Source organism: Aidingimonas halophila, assembly GCF_900106955.1.
Classification (GTDB): domain Bacteria; phylum Pseudomonadota; class Gammaproteobacteria; order Pseudomonadales; family Halomonadaceae; genus Aidingimonas; species Aidingimonas halophila.
The window spans coordinates 365,330-381,752 of record NZ_FNNI01000006.1 but is presented as its reverse complement, the minus strand read 5'-3'; the positions used below and the strand labels follow the sequence as shown (position 1 = coordinate 381,752).

General features: G+C 57.1%; 17 protein-coding genes. 7 read left to right on the top strand and 10 right to left on the bottom strand.

The genetic code is table 11. The features are described 5' to 3' along the window. Nucleotides 1-181: 181 nt before the first annotated feature. Nucleotides 182-1,249, top strand: a complete 1,068-nt coding sequence (rlmM, locus tag BLW01_RS13570; RefSeq protein ID WP_092570583.1) for a 23S rRNA (cytidine(2498)-2'-O)-methyltransferase RlmM — start codon at nt 182-184, stop codon at nt 1,247-1,249. Between the two features lie 7 nt (nt 1,250-1,256). Here rlmM and BLW01_RS13565 read toward each other — a convergent pair whose 3' ends face one another. Continuing rightward, nucleotides 1,257-1,541 (bottom strand): antibiotic biosynthesis monooxygenase family protein, encoded by a 285-nt coding sequence (locus tag BLW01_RS13565; protein WP_092570581.1) that lies wholly within the window; start codon nt 1,539-1,541, stop codon nt 1,257-1,259. 71 nt (nt 1,542-1,612) lie between these two features. Between BLW01_RS13565 and tusA the strand changes: the two genes are divergently transcribed. Further along, nucleotides 1,613-1,864: a sulfurtransferase TusA gene (gene tusA / locus BLW01_RS13560; RefSeq protein ID WP_092570580.1), complete on the top strand. Its 252-nt coding sequence runs from the start codon at nt 1,613-1,615 to the stop codon at nt 1,862-1,864. A 22-nt stretch (nt 1,865-1,886) separates the two neighbouring features. On the opposite strand, the gene BLW01_RS13555 is transcribed toward tusA, so the two are convergent. From BLW01_RS13555 to BLW01_RS13545, 3 genes are all read right to left on the bottom strand, one after another. Continuing rightward, nucleotides 1,887-2,576: a hypothetical protein gene (locus BLW01_RS13555; RefSeq protein ID WP_092570578.1), complete on the bottom strand. Its 690-nt coding sequence runs from the start codon at nt 2,574-2,576 to the stop codon at nt 1,887-1,889. Between the two features lie 76 nt (nt 2,577-2,652). After that, nucleotides 2,653-3,693 carry a DUF3080 family protein gene (locus tag BLW01_RS13550; RefSeq protein WP_229806452.1) on the bottom strand — a complete coding sequence of 347 codons (1,041 nt, stop codon included), beginning with the start codon at nt 3,691-3,693 and terminating at the stop codon, nt 2,653-2,655. Between the two features lie 16 nt (nt 3,694-3,709). Beyond that, nucleotides 3,710-5,158 (bottom strand): MATE family efflux transporter, encoded by a 1,449-nt coding sequence (locus BLW01_RS13545; RefSeq protein ID WP_229806453.1) that lies wholly within the window; start codon nt 5,156-5,158, stop codon nt 3,710-3,712. A 165-nt stretch (nt 5,159-5,323) separates the two neighbouring features. On the opposite strand from BLW01_RS13545, the gene BLW01_RS13540 reads away from it, so the two are divergent. Further along, nucleotides 5,324-5,887 carry an elongation factor P hydroxylase gene (locus tag BLW01_RS13540; protein WP_092570576.1) on the top strand — a complete coding sequence of 188 codons (564 nt, stop codon included), beginning with the start codon at nt 5,324-5,326 and terminating at the stop codon, nt 5,885-5,887. Here BLW01_RS13540 and BLW01_RS13535 read toward each other — a convergent pair. Then, a complete protein-coding gene (locus tag BLW01_RS13535) occupies nt 5,876-6,370 on the bottom strand; it encodes a hypothetical protein (RefSeq protein ID WP_092570574.1) in 495 nt (164 codons plus the stop codon). The genes BLW01_RS13540 and BLW01_RS13535 overlap by 12 nt on opposite strands. 1 nt (nt 6,371) lies before the next feature. Beyond that, nucleotides 6,372-7,265 (bottom strand): TatD family hydrolase, encoded by an 894-nt coding sequence (locus tag BLW01_RS13530; RefSeq protein ID WP_092570572.1) that lies wholly within the window; start codon nt 7,263-7,265, stop codon nt 6,372-6,374. Nucleotides 7,266-7,365: 100 nt separating this feature from the next. On the opposite strand from BLW01_RS13530, the gene BLW01_RS13525 reads away from it, so the two are divergent. After that, nucleotides 7,366-9,309, top strand: a complete 1,944-nt coding sequence (locus BLW01_RS13525) for an ATP-binding cassette domain-containing protein (protein ID WP_092570570.1) — start codon at nt 7,366-7,368, stop codon at nt 9,307-9,309. A 77-nt stretch (nt 9,310-9,386) separates the two neighbouring features. Here BLW01_RS13525 and BLW01_RS13520 read toward each other — a convergent pair whose 3' ends face one another. Beyond that, nucleotides 9,387-9,842 carry a universal stress protein gene (locus BLW01_RS13520; RefSeq protein WP_092570568.1) on the bottom strand — a complete coding sequence of 152 codons (456 nt, stop codon included), beginning with the start codon at nt 9,840-9,842 and terminating at the stop codon, nt 9,387-9,389. Between the two features lie 211 nt (nt 9,843-10,053). Between BLW01_RS13520 and BLW01_RS13515 the strand changes: the two genes are divergently transcribed. Beyond that, the gene (locus BLW01_RS13515; RefSeq protein ID WP_175529842.1) at nt 10,054-10,602 is read left to right on the top strand and encodes a preprotein translocase subunit YajC; all 549 of its coding nucleotides are present in this window, start codon (nt 10,054-10,056) and stop codon (nt 10,600-10,602) included. A 1-nt stretch (nt 10,603) separates the two neighbouring features. Here the strand turns inward: BLW01_RS13515 and slyA are convergent, their stop codons facing one another. Further along, entirely contained in the window at nt 10,604-11,056 is a 453-nt protein-coding gene (gene slyA, locus BLW01_RS13510; RefSeq protein WP_092570566.1) for a transcriptional regulator SlyA, read from the bottom strand. Nucleotides 11,057-11,137: 81 nt separating this feature from the next. After that, nucleotides 11,138-12,310, bottom strand: a complete 1,173-nt coding sequence (locus BLW01_RS13505) for a DUF5924 family protein (protein WP_092570564.1) — start codon at nt 12,308-12,310, stop codon at nt 11,138-11,140. Between the two features lie 229 nt (nt 12,311-12,539). Between BLW01_RS13505 and fadB the strand changes: the two genes are divergently transcribed. Continuing rightward, complete coding sequence (gene fadB / locus BLW01_RS13500; RefSeq protein WP_092570562.1) at nt 12,540-14,690, top strand: fatty acid oxidation complex subunit alpha FadB; 2,151 nt, start codon at nt 12,540-12,542, stop codon at nt 14,688-14,690. 28 nt (nt 14,691-14,718) lie between these two features. After that, nucleotides 14,719-15,897 (top strand): acetyl-CoA C-acyltransferase FadA, encoded by a 1,179-nt coding sequence (fadA, locus tag BLW01_RS13495; protein ID WP_092570561.1) that lies wholly within the window; start codon nt 14,719-14,721, stop codon nt 15,895-15,897. A 50-nt stretch (nt 15,898-15,947) separates the two neighbouring features. Here fadA and BLW01_RS13490 read toward each other — a convergent pair whose 3' ends face one another. Next, on the bottom strand, nt 15,948-16,412 hold the full coding sequence (locus BLW01_RS13490) for a flavodoxin family protein (protein WP_092570559.1): 465 nt from the start codon (nt 16,410-16,412) through the stop codon (nt 15,948-15,950). Nucleotides 16,413-16,423 lie beyond the last annotated feature (11 nt).

The following is a 16,423-nucleotide window of genomic DNA, read 5'->3' as shown; positions in this document are numbered from 1 at the left end:
GCGCCGATGGTAGTGTGGGGCTTCCCCATGCGAGAGTAGGTCATCGTCAGGCCCTCACATGACAATCCCCCGGGAACCCCCCGGGGGATTTTTTTATGCATGACACTTGGGAACTCGTCGCCGTTGCAGCCAAGTGTTTCCTGATGTTTCATGAATGTTATTTCGAAGCGTTGGAGAAGGCATGACGCCTCAGCAGCTACTGTTTTACTGCCGGGCCGGTTTTGAACAAGATTTGAGCGCGGAACTAACCGACAAATCGGCCGCGCTCGGATGGGCTGGTTATCCGTTGGCGATATCCGACAGCGGCTACGTGCGCTTTGTTGTCATGGACGATGCGCCGGCCAATCTGTTGCATCGACAGTTGCCGTTGGAGGGCCTGATATTCGCACGTCAGAGTCTGGTGGCACTTGACCCACTGGAAGATCTCTCACGTGAGGATCGACTGACACCGATTATCGATCAGGTGGTTGAAAGCGGGTGGAGTTTCGAATCCGTATGGCAGGAAACACCGGATACCAATGACGCCAAGACATTGGCGGGTCTGACCAGAGCATTGGAGCGCCCACTGATCTCACAGTTGAAAAAGCGTGGTGCCTTGCGTCGCAAGGCCGGCGGGCGACGTCTCCATGCGTTCTGGACGGCTGGCGACTGTGTGCAGCTGGCCATGAGCTTTCCGGGCAATCGTAGTGAGCACCCAGGAGGGATCCTGCGGCTGCGTTCGCCTCGTGATGCCCCCAGTCGCTCGACACTGAAACTGGAAGAGGCATGGCACACCTTTATTCCAAAAGAGGAATGGGGGGAACGGCTCAACGAGACGATGCAGGCGGCGGACCTGGGGGCGGCCCCCGGCGGCTGGACCTATCAGTTGGTCAAGCAGGGAATGCATGTATATGCCATCGATAATGGCCCTATGGATAGTTCACTGATGAGAACGGGGCAAGTCGATCATCACAAGGAGGACGCCTTCAGTTGGAAACCAGTCCAGAGGCTCGACTGGCTGGTTTGTGATATCGTCGATAAACCCGCGAGAGTGACAGCGCTGATGGCGCACTGGCTGACCCGACACTGGTGCCGCGAAGCAATCTTCAACCTCAAGTTGCCCATGAAAAAACGCTGGCCCGAACTCGAAGGATGCCTGAGGCAATTGGACACTGCACTGACTCAGTCACAATTACGGGCAGAAATTCGTTGCCGACATCTGTACCATGATCGGGACGAAGTGACAGCGTACGTTCGGTTGCTGGATTGAAAACTGTTCAACAATGCTCGTAGATGCGGATGCTTTCGTTCTCGGTCAGCAAGGGCAAGACCCATTGCATGACGTGCTCTCGTTCAGGGCTATGTAGCCAGTCAGTCCAGGCACTCAGGTCACGCCATTGAGTGATCAAGAGACGCCTGTCAGGGTGATGGCGTTCGCAGAGACTTTCGCCGGCGATAAAGCCCTTGGCATTGATTGAAGCGCGCATGGCTTCTCGTGCGGCTTGTTCATATTCCGCTTCCAGGCCGGGCATGATACGACGTTCGATGAGCACTTTGATCATGATGCTGCTCCATCCGAAAGCGATGCTTCTAATCTGACCATAGCTCAATAATGCAATGTTAGAGAAGTTTCATGGACCCAACCTCTGATTCCTTGCCGACACATGATGCCGAATTGGATACATCGGGCCTGTATTGTCCCGAGCCCGTGATGCTGATGCATAATCGGGTGCGTGACCTTGAAACGGGAAATATTCTCAAGGTGATTGCCACCGATCCAGCAACGACTCGGGACATTCCCAAATTCTGTAATTTCCTGGGCCATGAACTGATTCATCAAAGGGAGGATCAGGGAACCTATCTCTATTTCATTCGATTGGGCTGAGCCCGGTTTTTCCTGTTCGATATCATCGAGCCACCATCAGTGCCAGGGCTTCCAGGGTGGCGGGATCTTCCTGTTTGATACGGTTGGCGATGATACGCTGGAAAAAATACACGACTTGATGCCGACTGTGGCCGGGATATAGGCAGGCGTCACCCGCCAGCACAGGTGTCGATTCAACTTGGCTTTCATCGACCAGCAAGGCCTCTATTTCACCGTCACTGAACAGACGCCAGCCAAATACCTGCTTGAGTTGCCAAGGCTGTTCGTCACTGTCCATGCACAGAGCATGGGTTCCCAACGTATCCGGGAGTTGCTGTATCAGGGTTGGTTCCGATGTCTCTTCGTAGTCGAAATAGGCAGCGGCATGCTCGAGTTCGAGCACCTTGTGTTCAGGGGCGCTTTGGAATACCTCCTCGGTTTCCGGGTCCCGATAACCGACGAAATGTCCATGTTCGGAATCATTGAGCTCATGACAAGACGTCAATGCTTCCATCCAGGGCACCAGGCCGACGACGTCGCCATCCTCGCGCAGGCCCCAAGCCAGTAAGGGCATTCCGTATAACGTATCGGGATCCGAGGCAAGGTGATATATCATTTCCAGACCATCCAACTCAGGTGCCAAGCGCACCATTCGGCGCTTGGCCTGCTGCCGTCTTCTCATGACATCCAGGTCGATGACCTGTGCCGAGCGGGGGGATAGTGGGATGCCCATGATTACCCTCCTGGTGCGTACTGTAACGGCATTGATATGGCCTCAGTTCACTATTAGCACAGACCGACCTGAAAAGTTAAGTCCTTCCTTCTTCGTCTTTCCGGTCACCTCCGGTATCGCAACGGGCACGCAACTCCCGGCGACTCGATTCATACCGTTGCCTGGCCTTCTGGAATCGAGTCCAAGGCGCATCATCATGAGTCAATGATAGCCAGTGGCGTCGATATGTCTCGACAGCTGGGCGCGAGACCGTATGAACGTCAAGCAGGTCATTGATAGCCTGCAACCACCGTCCGGCATCCCGAGCCAATCGCTCGATGTAATGGGAGTGCTCCTGGTCGATATGCTCTTGGGATAGTGTCGTGGCATCGTTCATGGGGCATGCTCGTGATTCGGTCAATGCAGTGTCCATGAGAGTGGCGCTCTCATCCAGCCGGACGGCTGCCAATTGTAGCGCCCGCAGGAATCTGGCAGTCAGCGGGGTGCGTTGCAATGTTTTCAGGTGCCCTTCCAGGGTTGATGAGTCGGGATGCCAGTTGGGGTTGAACTGGTTGAGAGTCGCCTGACGCAGATAGTCCAGGGCATCCAGAGAGGCTTCCATGGGAGGAGAATCCTGGGGTTCCAGTGGCTCGCTGGCTCGTGAGAAATTATCGACCCATTCGCTGGAACCGAAAAGGGCATTCCAACTGGCTTTCGGCAGCCGTCGGGTTTTTGATTCGGTGAGGTGTTGCAGCCTGTCGCGATCCTCGTCGTCAAGAGAGTCAGGAACGTCTGAATTCCAGCAGGCATGCAGCCGCCGCCAGATTTCAAGCTCGTATAGCCAGCGTTGACTGGGTGGTGCTACCTTACCGAGCTGGTTGTTGCGTTCGGCAATCAGGGATGTGATCTCGCATTCACGTAACGCATAAACATCCAGCAGCCCTTCACGGATATCCGGGATGTCGAAGAGACGTTCATCCTGATCCGGGAAGGCGGCGATGTTCTCGGGTTGGGTTGCCGGTTCCGCCTCCACGCCCAGGGTGGTTTGTAACAACTGTCGATGATCATCGAAGAGTGTGTCGGCGTCATTCTTGCCACTGCAGCTTGTAATCAAGGCGAGCAGAAGAGGAGCCAGCAAGCATCGCCATGCACGTCTAGCTTCGTGGAACAGGGCGACGGCCACAACTGATGGCCTCACTGATGACATGTAAACGTCGTCCAAGCAGAATGGCGGCAACGGTCAATCCGGCGATCAAACCGCTCCAGTAGCCATGGACACCCAACGGCTCGAACCACCCCGGTATGCCTCGTGTTCCCAGCCAATGTCCGCCTCCCAGGCCAATGAGCCAGTACGATATCAGAGTGATTACCATGATGATGCGAGTGTCTTTATAGCCGCGCAAGGCGCCGGCCATGTTGACCTGCAATGAGTCCGAGACTTGATACAGCATGGCGAAGACGACCAATGACATGGCCAGTTGGTGGACCGCCAGGTCATTGGTGTAGAAACCCAGGATAGTCGAGGATGTCAGCCACAGGATCAGGTTGTTAAGCAGTGCCACCAACAAGCAGATAACGATCCCGTTCCAGGCGACAAAACGGGCAACGTGGGGTGGCGAGGCTCCCAGGGCATTACCTACACGAACGGTCAATGCCATGCCCAGCGACAAGGGCAACATGAACAGGATGGACGTATAGTTGAGGGCGACCTGGTGCGCTGCCACTGTCACCTTCCCCAGACTGGCGATGAACAGGGCAATCAGCGTAAACAACGTGACTTCGACGAAAATGGCTACGCCGATGGGTATGCCGACTCGCAGCAATTCAATAATGTCGGGCCAATGGGGTGGTGTCGGAGAATGCCACAAAGTGACCGGTTCATAACTGCGACTTCGCTTCGTATAGACAACCATGGCCAGACACATGACCCACATCGATAACGCTGTGGCGATACCGCAGCCCAGTGCCCCCAGCGGTGGTAATGAGTGAGCAAGCTGCGGGAGTACGGGACCGGCAATCTCCATGAGCCCCGGGCCACCATAGATCAGGACGTAGTTGGCTGGAATATTGACGGAAAGCCCGATCAGGCTGATCCATAGAGAGGGCCGGGTATGATTCATGCCATCCGAGAAGGCCCGCAATGCCTGGAATATGGCCACGCCCGGCATACCGAAGGCGACCGCACCCAGGTAGGCGGAGGACAGATCGGCTACCTGCTCCGGAACGTCCATTAGCCGGAATACAGGAGTCACTGCGAACCAGAGCAGCAATCCCGAGCAGCTACCCAGGACCATGGCAATCCATATGGCCTGGTGCAGATAGGGGCGGATGCGTGATGTGCTGTTTCCTCCCAGCAACTGCGCCACGATCGGTGTCAGTCCCATCAATGTGCCGGTCATGAAAAGCATCAGGGGCAGCCACAGGCTGGAACCCACTGAAACGGCGGCTAGATCGCTGGAACTCAGGCGGCCGGTCATGATGACATCGACGGAGCCCATACCGGCCTGTGCCAGTTGAGCGCCACAAATGGGCAAAGCGAGACGCAACAGCAGCCGGGTTTCCTGTCGGCTGCGGGTGAGCCATGAAGCGTGCAACAGATCCAAACGTGATCTCCCTTCGCCAAGAGCCGATTTCTTCCTGATCGACTGTCTTGATAGAATCTGCCTTTGGTTTGGTCGAGCGCACTAGTCTAGCAATACACTGTCCAGTTTTCGCCAGCGACCGGCTATGCACTCTGCCTTATTGCCAATGCATTGCAGGATCGAACCGTGACACACCGTCTCGACGATATTATCGCACTATTCGATGGACTGTTTTTATCTCGCTATCGAACCCGCTTGATCAGCGGTGAGGATGAGCCGTTGTATTTACCGGCAGATGACGTGGTCCCCTATCATCGCGTGATTTTTGCCCATGGCTTTTATGCCAGTGCGCTGCATGAAATCAGTCACTGGTGTATTGCCGGCGACCGACGCCGACAACTCGAGGATTACGGCTATTGGTATCAACCTGACGGGCGGGATGCCGAGCAGCAGCAGGTCTTCGAATCGGTGGAAGTGGCACCACAGGCGCTGGAACTGCTGTTTTCCCGTGCTTGTTTGCACCCGTTCAATGTCAGCGTCGATAATTTGGGCGGTCCGGAAGTGGATAGGGCTCGTTTTCGAGAGCGTGTCGAAGCGCGTGCTGCACGATATGAAGCTGAAGGAGTGCCGACGCGCGCGGAAGCGTTTCGGCAAATGTTGAAAGCATTTTACCAACAGCAGGCGAGTCGGACTGATGCCATCCACATCGGCAAGCAGTGGCTTCGGTCCCGGCAGGAACTACGGGTGTGACAACGCCTCCTCATCGCTGAGTCGCTGATGCAGCATCAGCATCACGTGGACTTCCTGCTCCGGTCTGAGAGGTTCAAGTCCCAGTTCGCCGAATAGTTCGCCACGCGCCCGCGACCAGTCACCAGGAGAGAGGTCGGGGTAGAGCGAGTCGGCGGGGGCCAGTTCGACGAAAGGATCGAGGCCGAAAACATCGAACAAGCGACAAAGCGCGGCCTCATCATCATTGATCCCTGCCGTATACAGGGTGGCATTGAAATGGTCGTTTTCCAGTTCGCGAATGACATCCAGCGGACTCACGCCCAGACTGTCGAGTTCTTCGAGACTGTAGTCGCCCAAGGATACCAATTCGTTATCGAGCCAGTCGTTGTCTGGTTGAATCAGGGTGTGCTTGATCCGCCCATCGGGCAATGCCCAGGCAATAGCGAGTGGCAGCCCCCCATCCTCTCCGGTTTCCACGGCGATGAAGCCAGGTAGTTCGGACATATCACGCCTCTCCCGCATGTTGCGAGTCATCAGTGCAATGGGTGGTCACTTCCTTTAAACCAAAGAATGCCATGGCCGTTGTCGTGGTAGCGTATGCCAACGCGTCTTCCGTCATGCCCCGCCAGTGTGCTATTTCCCGCACGATCCAGGGTAGCAGCGCCGGCTCATGTCGCCTTCCCTTGAGTTTGGCAGGTAAATTACGCGGCAGGAGATAGGGGCAGTCGGTCTCGACCATCAGTCGATTCAAGGGAATGTCTCCGACCAGGTCGCGCAAGTGATGACCCCGTCGTTCGTCACAGAGCCAACCGGTCAGTCCGACATGAAGGTCGAGATCCAGGTAACCGTGAAGGGTCTCTCGATCGGCGGTGAAGCAGTGAATGACCGCATGCGTGATGTCATCACGCCAGGCTTTCAGGATCTCGCGCATACGTTGCCCGGCATCGCGCTCATGAATGAAAAGCGGCAGGCCGGATTCGGCGGCGAGCTGCAATTGGCCTTCGAATGCCGTTTCCTGATCGCGGGGAACGGAAAAATTGCGGTTATAATCGAGCCCGCATTCACCTACTGCCACGACCTCTGGCCGGCGTTGAAGTGCTGCCAGGTTCCTGCCCAGGTCATCAGACCATTGATCGGCGACATGGGGGTGCAGCCCTGCGGTGGTGTATAGCCCCTGATAGTGCTCGGCCAGAACGGCGGCTTGCTCGCTATGGTCGAAGTCGGAACCGGTCAGGATCAATGTGCCGACATTGGCTCGGCGCGCCCGGTCGATGACGGCATCGAGATCATGACGAAAACTGTCATGAGTCAGATTGGCTCCGATGTCGACGAGCGGATGCGGCGAGCGAAAGCGTAGTGCATCGGGAAGAAAGTCGTCCGATACGTTCGACGAAGCCACAGATCGTCTCCTTCTGATAGTGAGGTCGTATTGTAACGACACCAACTCAAGGCGGCCATGCGTTACAATGGTGGTTTTACATTCGGCACGAGGTAGATTCGTGGCACTGTTACGTCTGGAAGCGTTGCAACTGGCCTATGGTCCCCAGGTTCTGTTCGATCATGCAGATCTGGTCATGGAAAAGGGAGAGCGTCTGGCTCTGGTCGGGCGCAATGGAACGGGGAAGTCGACCCTGCTGAAGTTAGTGGCGGGAGACGTTCAGCCCGATGCCGGCACCGTATGGCATGCCCCGGGGCTCAAGATAGGCGTTCTGGAGCAGGATTTACCGGCTGCATCCGGTGAGACTATCTTCGATGTGGTTGCTCAGGGGCTGCCGGAAGCCGGCGAGCTGTTGGCGGAGTACCATCATCTGGTCCAGTCGCCCGACCCTGATATGCATCGTATGGAACGATTGCAGACACAACTGGAATCCATTGATGGGTGGTCGTTTCACCAGCGTATCGATACGGTCCTGACCCGTCTTGGTCTGCCGGAGAACGAGGCCATGACGGCGCTGTCGGGAGGGTGGCGACGCCGTGTCGCCCTGGCCAGAGCATTGGTGGCCGACCCTGATCTGCTGCTGCTGGACGAGCCGACCAACCACCTCGACCTGGATACTATCGCCTGGCTTGAAGAGCAGTTGCTCGCCTTCAATGGCGCCGTACTCTTCATTACGCATGACCGGGCGTTTCTGTCACGCCTGGCGACGGGTATTCTGGAGCTCGATCGGGGCAAGTTGGGGCGATATCCTGGTGACTATGCCACTTACCAGGAACAGAAAACTCACGAGCTCGAGGTCGAGGCGCGTGAGAATGCCGAATTCGACAAGAAACTGGCGCGTGAGGAAGCCTGGATCCGGCAGGGCATCAAAGCACGGCGAACGCGTAACGAAGGTCGCGTCAGAGCGCTGCAGCAGATGCGCAGGGAGCGAAGCCAGCGACGGGAACGTCAGGGTAAGGCCAGTTTGACGGTCGATAGTGGAGAGCGCAGTGGCAAGCGGGTCGTCGAGTTATCTCAAGTCAGCCATCGCTATGGCGACGATTGGGTGATTCGCGATTTGAGTCTGGAAATTCAGCGTGGTGATCGTATTGGACTGATTGGTCGCAATGGCGCCGGAAAGACGACGTTGCTCAAGATTCTGCTCGGCGAACTGGAGCCTACGGAAGGCACGGTGCGCTTGGGTACGAATGTGCTGGTGGCCTATTTCGATCAGTTGCGTGCCGGCCTGGAACCCGAGAAGACTGTGTATGACAACGTGGCACAAGGTAGCGATCGTGTCACTGTCGGTGGGAAGTCCAAGCACGTCATGGGCTATCTGCAGGATTTCCTGTTTACCCCTGAACGAGCACGTCAGCCTGTCAGGTCGCTGTCGGGAGGCGAGTCCAATCGCTTGCTGCTCGCCAAGCTATTCACTCAGCCTGCCAATGTCCTCGTGCTCGATGAGCCGACCAACGATCTGGATGTTGAAACCCTCGAGCTACTGGAAGAACTGCTACTTGAGTTCGATGGCACTCTGTTGCTGGTTTCACACGATCGAACCTTCATGGACAATGTCGTGACGGGTGTGCTGGCGTTCGAAGGCGAGGGAATAGTTCGTGATTACGTCGGTGGCTACAGTGATTGGGTGCGTCAGGGCGGGAAACTCCCTCCAGCGCCGTGGGATACTCTGGCTACTCGTCAATCACCGGAACCGGTGTCGGCGCCGACAACGCAAGAAACGACAACCGGGACAACGCAAAAATCCTCGTCCAGCCCTCAGCCCAGGCGCAAAGCCAAGCTATCCTACAAGCTACAGCGCGAATTGGATGCCTTGCCGGCCAGGATCGAAGCGTTGGAGGCGGAAATTGCCGAGTTCGAGACTCAGGTGGGCGATCCGGGCTTCTATCAGCAGGATGCCGACACGGTGACATCCACGCTGGAGGCACTATCGGCCAAGCAGGCCGAACTGGATCAAGCCATGGAACGTTGGATGGAGTTGGAGGCGATGGCATCCGGTGAGTCGTAGCAGCCCATGGCTGACCAACGGATAGGGAAGAACCGCCACGTGTCAGGCGTGGCGGTTACCAGCCAAAAGGAGCAGTGTCACTCGTCGGTTTCACCATCCTGGCCAACGCGTACTGCCAGGACATCGCATTTGGCACCGTGAAGCACACCAGTTGACGTCGAGCCCAGCAGCAGGGCAAACCCATGGCGTCCATGGGAGCCGACAACGATCAGGTCGACGTCGTTGTCATCGGCAAAGCGATGGATTTCCGTGTCGGGCATACCAACCACAACGTGCTGGTTCTCACGTGCCACGTTATGTGGGTCGGCGATCTCTGCCAGACGCTGCTTGGCGTGGTCGTCCAGTTGGTCTTGAATGCTGGTCAGATCCATCGGGATATCGCCGCCATAGGCAAAGCCGAGTGGTTCCAGTGTGTGGATGATCGACAGTTTGGCATTGTTGCGCTCAGCAATGGGGAGGGCGCGCTCCAGTACCTTGTGTGAATCCTTGGTCAGATCGACGGCGACCAGCACATGGTGATATTCGTTGCTCATGGGTTCGTCTCCCGGACATCCATCAAGTGGCAATTTGTTTCACACTTTAGGTCGAATATCTCCTGACGACAATGGTTTATATCAATGTATGATCTCATGGCGTGTATTATCGTTCATGAGATCGGAATGCGGACGACAGGCAGAATCGCTGGTTATCGAGCGGTAGGCATATCATGCCGGTCCGAAGCATATATCAAAGAGGGGCGCTACCGTGGAATGGCTGATAATCGTACTGGTGCTGTTGTTGATCGTATCGCCGGTATTGTGGCTCAAGCCCAATCCGCGCCAGAAGCGTATCGCCGACCTGCGTGACACCGTGATCAAGGCCGGCGTTAAAGTGAAGCTGGAAAAGCCGCCACTGCATGGTGATTCGACACTCATGCCTTGCTACCGCTGGCCGTATCCACAGCAGTATCCCGGAGCACGCTTCGTTCTGGTGAGGGAGGATGAGGCCACGGAGGCTCTCAAAGTCTTTCGCCCCGGGTGGCGTTGGCGGGTCGAGCCGTTACGCCCTTTGCCGTCGGGGGTGGCTGATCGGCTCGATTACTTGTTGACGCGTTTGCCGCGTGATGCCGTTGTCGTGGAGTCCGATCGCGACGCGTTGATGTTGTGGTGGCAGGAGTCTCAGGATGGCGAACGCTTTGCCAGCTACCTGGATGACTTCAGCTATCTTCGCAAGCATCTTGCTGGGCGCCCTGACGATACTTCTACACGCTGGCAAGGATTTCAGCATTTGCGTGATGGTGAGCCCCGGGAGTGAGTCACTCACTGTCTGGCGCGTCTTCCTGCGCCTGAATGTCCAAACCATTGGACTCGATGCGCGACAGTAGCGTATCGAGTTGTGAGATGTCGTCGTCACTCATGCCTGCCAACATCTCTTGCCGGGCTTCAGCCACGATGGTGTCGATGCGCTGCAATAATGGTGTAGCTTGTTCGGTGAGGTACACCCGCTTGGTGCGTCGATCCTGATCACAGGGACGTCGCTCGATGAGCCCCTGTTCGGCCAGTTGGTCCAGAGTACGTACCAGCGAAGGGGCCTCGACACCAATCGCACGAGCCAGATCGCATTGTGCCTGCCCGTCACCAAGATGGGACAGATGGTAAAGCGTGACCCAACGTGTTTGCGTCAAACCGAGCGGAGCCAGGCGCTTGTCGAGAATGGCTCGCCACAACCGCGGCAGGCGTGCCAGTTTCAATCCGATGTTCTGATACATGGTATTCCGGATTTGCAGACTAATAATTGCATTGTCCGAACAGTCTTGAGTCAATGCAAGCCTATCGTTACGAAAGATATCTCAGTCACCGGGGAGTAGCCGTCGCCAGTCCAGGCCTGGCAGGCCTGCTGGTGACATGATTTTACCATCAGCCATGTCGGGATTGTCGGACCCTTCATCGACGGTAAAACGAATGACGCCGATACGCTGCCCGGATGTGGTCATGACGTCGATACGCCATTGGCCCTCAGGGTCATCAGGGATGTTCTTCTTGTGGGTCCAGGCACGGTATCCCTGTTCTCTTCCTCCATGAATGATCAAGGGAATGCGGTCGATCAACTCTCCTTCATGATGCCATTCATGATAGATCTTCTCGCGAAGTCCTCGTGGGGCCCGGATTGCCGTATAGGCGTAGAGTCCGGATGACTGAAGTTCAGCGGTGTTCAGCGGAATTTTCCCTTGTGGTTGCCGCGCCTCGGTATCGAACCCCGGGGATAGTGCACTTCCTGTAAGCCATAAATTGGCCGGGGGAACCCAGGCGCGACCGGTCCAGGCGACGAGCGCCAGGACCATGGCGAGTCCGAACATGGCCAGCCAGCCCACTACGCGTTTCGGACGCAGAAGATGTATGAGGCTGGGCAGTGCGAATATCACCATGGCTATCAGGGCAAACAGCAGGCTTTCCCCCGTTGTCAGATGTACCAGGGTCGGTAACGTAACCAGGACGACCACGAAGACGCATTGGGCGTGGAAGGCGAAATAGATCCAGCGATATCGTTCTGCCAGCTTGAAATACAGCGGATCGAGTATCGACAGTGCCGCCATTCCCAGGATCAATAGCGTGAAGATGGCCTGGCCACTCGACCAGACCGTTGTGGCCAGCAGGAAGGGTAAACTGAAGAAAAGCGTTTCCTGGTGAATCATCTGTGCGATGAAGGCCGTCACACCGCGTGGCAAGGATGGATAACCGAGCCGTACCAGCAGACGCCCGATCACGCTTTCCGACAGTAGCAGCACCCAGGCCAACAGCATGCATAGTGCCAGGATGCCGCCTAACGCTTGCTGTCGATCGACCAGGAAAAAACTGGCCAACCCCAGGCTGAATGCGATAGGTGGCCATAACCAGGTGTAGGGGCGCAGACGTTCGATACCCCGAGTGATCGCGGTATGGAACGTGTACAGTCGAGGTGATCGAATCGCTGTGCGATGGTCGTCTATATTGGATTCCGATGGAGATGGAGACGATTTGGTCATGCCTGGCTATCAATTCCTGTCGCTTGCCATAACAGTCGTTGCCGGCGTGTCTGGCCGGAAGTCAACGCATCCTAGCAGGGGCACTGGCGAAGCGGGAGTCGTGAAAGTGCGACACTCAATAGTCGAGAAGGGGTCTTGACGTCGTGCCAGGACTGGATCAAGCTTGAGGAATCAAACGGCCGTATGAAAATGGCCGTTCCGGTATCCAATCCTGTGGGGAGGTTCCTGGATGATCTATCAAGGCAGTGCCATCACTGTGACGAGAAGCGATGATGACATCGCTCAACTCACGTTCGACCTGAAGGACGAATCGATCAACAAGCTCTCGAGTGCAGTGGTGACCGAACTGGAGGAGGCGTTGCAGGCTGTCCGTAATGACAGCAACCTCCGTGGGCTGGTCCTTCGCAGTGCGAAAGAGGTATTCATCGTCGGGGCAGACATCACCGAATTCCATGGCCTGTTCGAGAAAGGGCAAGACTACCTGGTCGAAATGAACCAGCGAGTGCATGCCATCTTCAACACGATTGAAGATATGCCCTTCCCCACGGTTGCCGCCATCAATGGACTCGCTCTCGGTGGTGGGTGCGAGGTCACGCTGGCAGCCGATTTTCGTGTCATGGCCGAAGGCGCTGAAATCGGATTGCCGGAAACCAAACTTGGCATTCTGCCAGGGTGGGGTGGCTGTGTTCGCTTGCCACGTTTGATCGGTGCCGACAACGCCATTGAATGGATCGCCGGTGGCAATCAGAACAACGCGGACGCTGCATTGGCCGTCGGTGCGGTCGATGCTGTCGTACCGTCCAATCGGCTCGAGGAGGCGGCATATGACATTCTTGCCCGAGCCAATACGGGCGAGCTGGATGCCCAGGCAAGACGTCGCGAGAAAACGGGGCCACTGCATCTCAATGCTATCGAACAGATGATGACGTTCGAAACCGCCAAAGGCTATGTGGCCGGCAAGGCTGGTCCGCACTATCCGGCTCCGATCGAAGCGATCAAGGTGATCCAGAAAGGGGCCGGTGAAAATCGGGAGCGCGCTCAGGCCATCGAAGCCAAGGCGTTTGCCAAACTCGCCTTGACGGATGTCTGCTATAACCTCGTGGGGCTGTTCCTCAACGATCAGGCCGTCAAGAAGCAGGCGGGCCAATACGAGAAGCTCGGTCACTCGGTCCAGCAGGCAGCGGTGTTGGGTGCCGGTATCATGGGTGGTGGTATCGCCTATCAGAGCGCTTCCAAGGGCACGCCGATCCTGATGAAGGATATCAAGGGCGACGCCATCGAGCTGGGACTCAAGGAAGCCCGTAAGCTGTTCGGCAAGCAGGTTGAACGGGGCAAGCTCACCAATGAACAGATGGCTGAGCGTCTGACCAACATTCGGCCGACGCTGTCTTACGGCGATTTCGGCGAGGTCGATCTGGTTGTCGAAGCGGTCGTCGAGAATCCCAAGGTCAAGGACGGCGTGCTGACTGAAGTCGAGGCGTTGGTCGCCGACAACACCGTGTTGACCTCCAACACCTCGACGATCTCCATCGATCGGCTGGCGCAGAATCTCAAACGGCCCGAGAACTTCTGCGGCATGCATTTCTTCAATCCGGTGCATCGCATGCCACTGGTCGAAGTCATCCGTGGAGAGAGGACCAGTGATAAGACCGTCGGTACGACAGTGGCCTATGCGCGAGCCATGGGCAAGACACCCATCGTCGTCAACGACTGTCCCGGTTTCCTGGTCAATCGTATCCTGTTTCCCTACTTCAGCGGTTTCAGTCACCTGATGGCGCAGGGGGGGGATTTCGAGCATGTCGATAAGGTCATGGAAGCTTTCGGGTGGCCGATGGGGCCGGCGTACCTGCTCGACGTCGTGGGTATGGATACCGCGGTCCATGCCCAGGATGTGATGGCCGAAGGCTTCCCGGACCGTATGGCTCATGATGGCAAGAACGCTATCCAACTGATGGTTGACAACGACCGCCTTGGCCAGAAGAACGGCAAGGGCTTTTACGCCTATGAGGAAGATAAGAAGGGCAAGCCGCAGAAAGTGACCGATGACCGTGCCAAGGAACTGGTTCGCAGTGTCGTGGCACAGCCGCGGTCGTTCTCCGACGAGGAGATCATCGCCCGCATGATGGTCCCGTTATGTCTGGAAACCGTGCGCTGCCTCGAGGACGGAATCGTTGGTTCACCGGCTGAGGCTGATATGGCGCTGATCTATGGCATCGGCTTCCCACCGTTCCGCGGAGGCGCCATACGCTATATCGAGGCGAGTGGCTTGAGTCAGTTCGTCGACATGGCGGATCGGTTGGCTGATGAGTTGGGCCCGCTCTATGCACCCACCGACAAGCTGCGCGAGATGGCCCGATCCGGCGAGCGTTTCTACGCCTGAATCACCACGTATTAAGGAGAGTCAGCAGATGAGTTTGAATCCGAGAGATGTCGTGGTGGTCGATGGTGTCCGGACCGCCATGGCCAAGGCCAAGAATGGAGCATTCCGTCACGTTCGTGCCGAGAACCTGTCGGCGGCAGTGATGCAGGGGCTATTCGATCGCAATCCCGCTCTGGACCCAGCTGAGGTCGATGACGTGATCTGGGGGTGCGTCAACCAGACCCTCGAACAGGCCATGAACATTGCACGCAATGCGGCGATCATGACCGGCATTCCGCGTAGCGTTCCCGCGCAGACCATCAATCGCCTGTGCGGTTCGTCGATGAGCGCACTGCACATCGCCAGCGCCAACATCAAGGCCGGTATGGGCGACTTCTATATCATCGGTGGGGTCGAGCACATGGAACACGTGCCCATGACCCATGGTGTCGACGTCAATCCCGCCGCCAGCAAGTATGCCGCCAAGGCGGCGATGATGATGGGCCTGACCGCCGAACTGCTGGGCAAGATGCACGGCGTGTCCCGCGAAGAGCAGGACAAGTTTGGTGTCCGCTCGCATCAACGCGCTCATGCTGCCAACGAGCAGGGCTACTTCGACAACGAAATCATTGGTATCGAAGGGCACGACGACAGGGGGTTCCGGACGCGGATCCGTCATGACGAAGTGGTGCGCAGTGATGCCAACCTGGAGGCGATGGCAGAACTCAAACCGGCCTTCGACCCGCGTCATGGTACGGTGACCGCAGGAACCTCATCAGCGCTCTCTGTCGGTGCCGCCGGCATGGCGGTAATGAGTTATGAGCGCGCTCAGGCATGGGGATTGACGCCGATTGCCAAGGTCGTGTCCACCGGTGTGGCGGGTTGTGACGCCTCGATCATGGGGTATGGACCGGTCCCGGCGTCCAAGCAGGCGCTCAAGACAGCGGGCCTATCCGCCGGTGATATTCAGACCGTCGAACTCAACGAGGCATTTGCCGCGCAGTCGATTCCCGTACTCAAGGATCTGGGTTTCCTGGACGCCCTCGATGAGAAGGTCAATCTCAATGGCGGCGCCATTGCGCTCGGGCACCCGCTCGGCTGCTCCGGGGCGCGTATCTGCACCACGTTGCTCAATGTCATGCAGCAGCAGGATACCACTTTGGGACTGGCTACCATGTGCATCGGCATGGGGCAGGGGGTGGCGACGGTATTTGAACGCCTGAAATAGGCCCATGTTCTCTCATGCCAAACGGCACCTCTCGGGGTGCCGTTTGGCGTTCAGATCACGCCGTTATCCAGCGCGGCGGCCATATACATCCCCAACTCTTCGACCTGATCGACAAAGAAATCCTGCCATTCGCCGCGAAGCGTAAGCGGATCCTGTACCCAGTGCCAGCTCAAGCCGGTGACGATGCTCTCCACAGCCCTTCTTGTACCGGTGCCATCATGTCCGGCGCGGATATAAAGCGCGCACGGCAAGCCTTGTTTTTCCTCCAGCACTGCGTAGTAGCTGCGATCGAAGAAATCCTTCAGGGCGCCGCTCATGTAGCCGAGATTCTCGGTGGTACCGAGCAGGATGGCGTCGCAGGCGCGGATATCGTCGGGTCCCGCCTCCAATGGGGCCTTGACCGTGACGTCGATGGCCTCGATATCCGGATGCCGGGCGCCGCGCTCGGCGGCCTCACGCAGTTTCAGGGTATTGGGCGAAGGGGCATGGGCCACGATCAGGAGTCGCTTGTTCATGTCATCATGGT

Bases quoted from the DNA above. Each gene is read 5' to 3' on its own strand.
- rlmM (WP_092570583.1), top strand. From the start codon at position 182: ATGACGCCTCAGCAGCTACTGTTTTACTGCCGGGCCGGTTTTGAACAA.
- BLW01_RS13565 (WP_092570581.1), bottom strand. From the start codon at position 1,541: ATGATCAAAGTGCTCATCGAACGTCGTATCATGCCCGGCCTGGAAGCG.
- tusA (WP_092570580.1), top strand. From the start codon at position 1,613: ATGGACCCAACCTCTGATTCCTTGCCGACACATGATGCCGAATTGGAT.
- BLW01_RS13555 (WP_092570578.1), bottom strand. From the start codon at position 2,576: ATGGGCATCCCACTATCCCCCCGCTCGGCACAGGTCATCGACCTGGAT.
- BLW01_RS13535 (WP_092570574.1), bottom strand. From the start codon at position 6,370: ATGTCCGAACTACCTGGCTTCATCGCCGTGGAAACCGGAGAGGATGGG.
- BLW01_RS13520 (WP_092570568.1), bottom strand. From the start codon at position 9,842: ATGAGCAACGAATATCACCATGTGCTGGTCGCCGTCGATCTGACCAAG.
- slyA (WP_092570566.1), bottom strand. From the start codon at position 11,056: ATGTATCAGAACATCGGATTGAAACTGGCACGCCTGCCGCGGTTGTGG.
- BLW01_RS13505 (WP_092570564.1), bottom strand. From the start codon at position 12,310: ATGACCAAATCGTCTCCATCTCCATCGGAATCCAATATAGACGACCAT.
- fadB (WP_092570562.1), top strand. From the start codon at position 12,540: ATGATCTATCAAGGCAGTGCCATCACTGTGACGAGAAGCGATGATGAC.
- fadA (WP_092570561.1), top strand. From the start codon at position 14,719: ATGAGTTTGAATCCGAGAGATGTCGTGGTGGTCGATGGTGTCCGGACC.
- BLW01_RS13490 (WP_092570559.1), bottom strand. From the start codon at position 16,412: ATGAACAAGCGACTCCTGATCGTGGCCCATGCCCCTTCGCCCAATACC.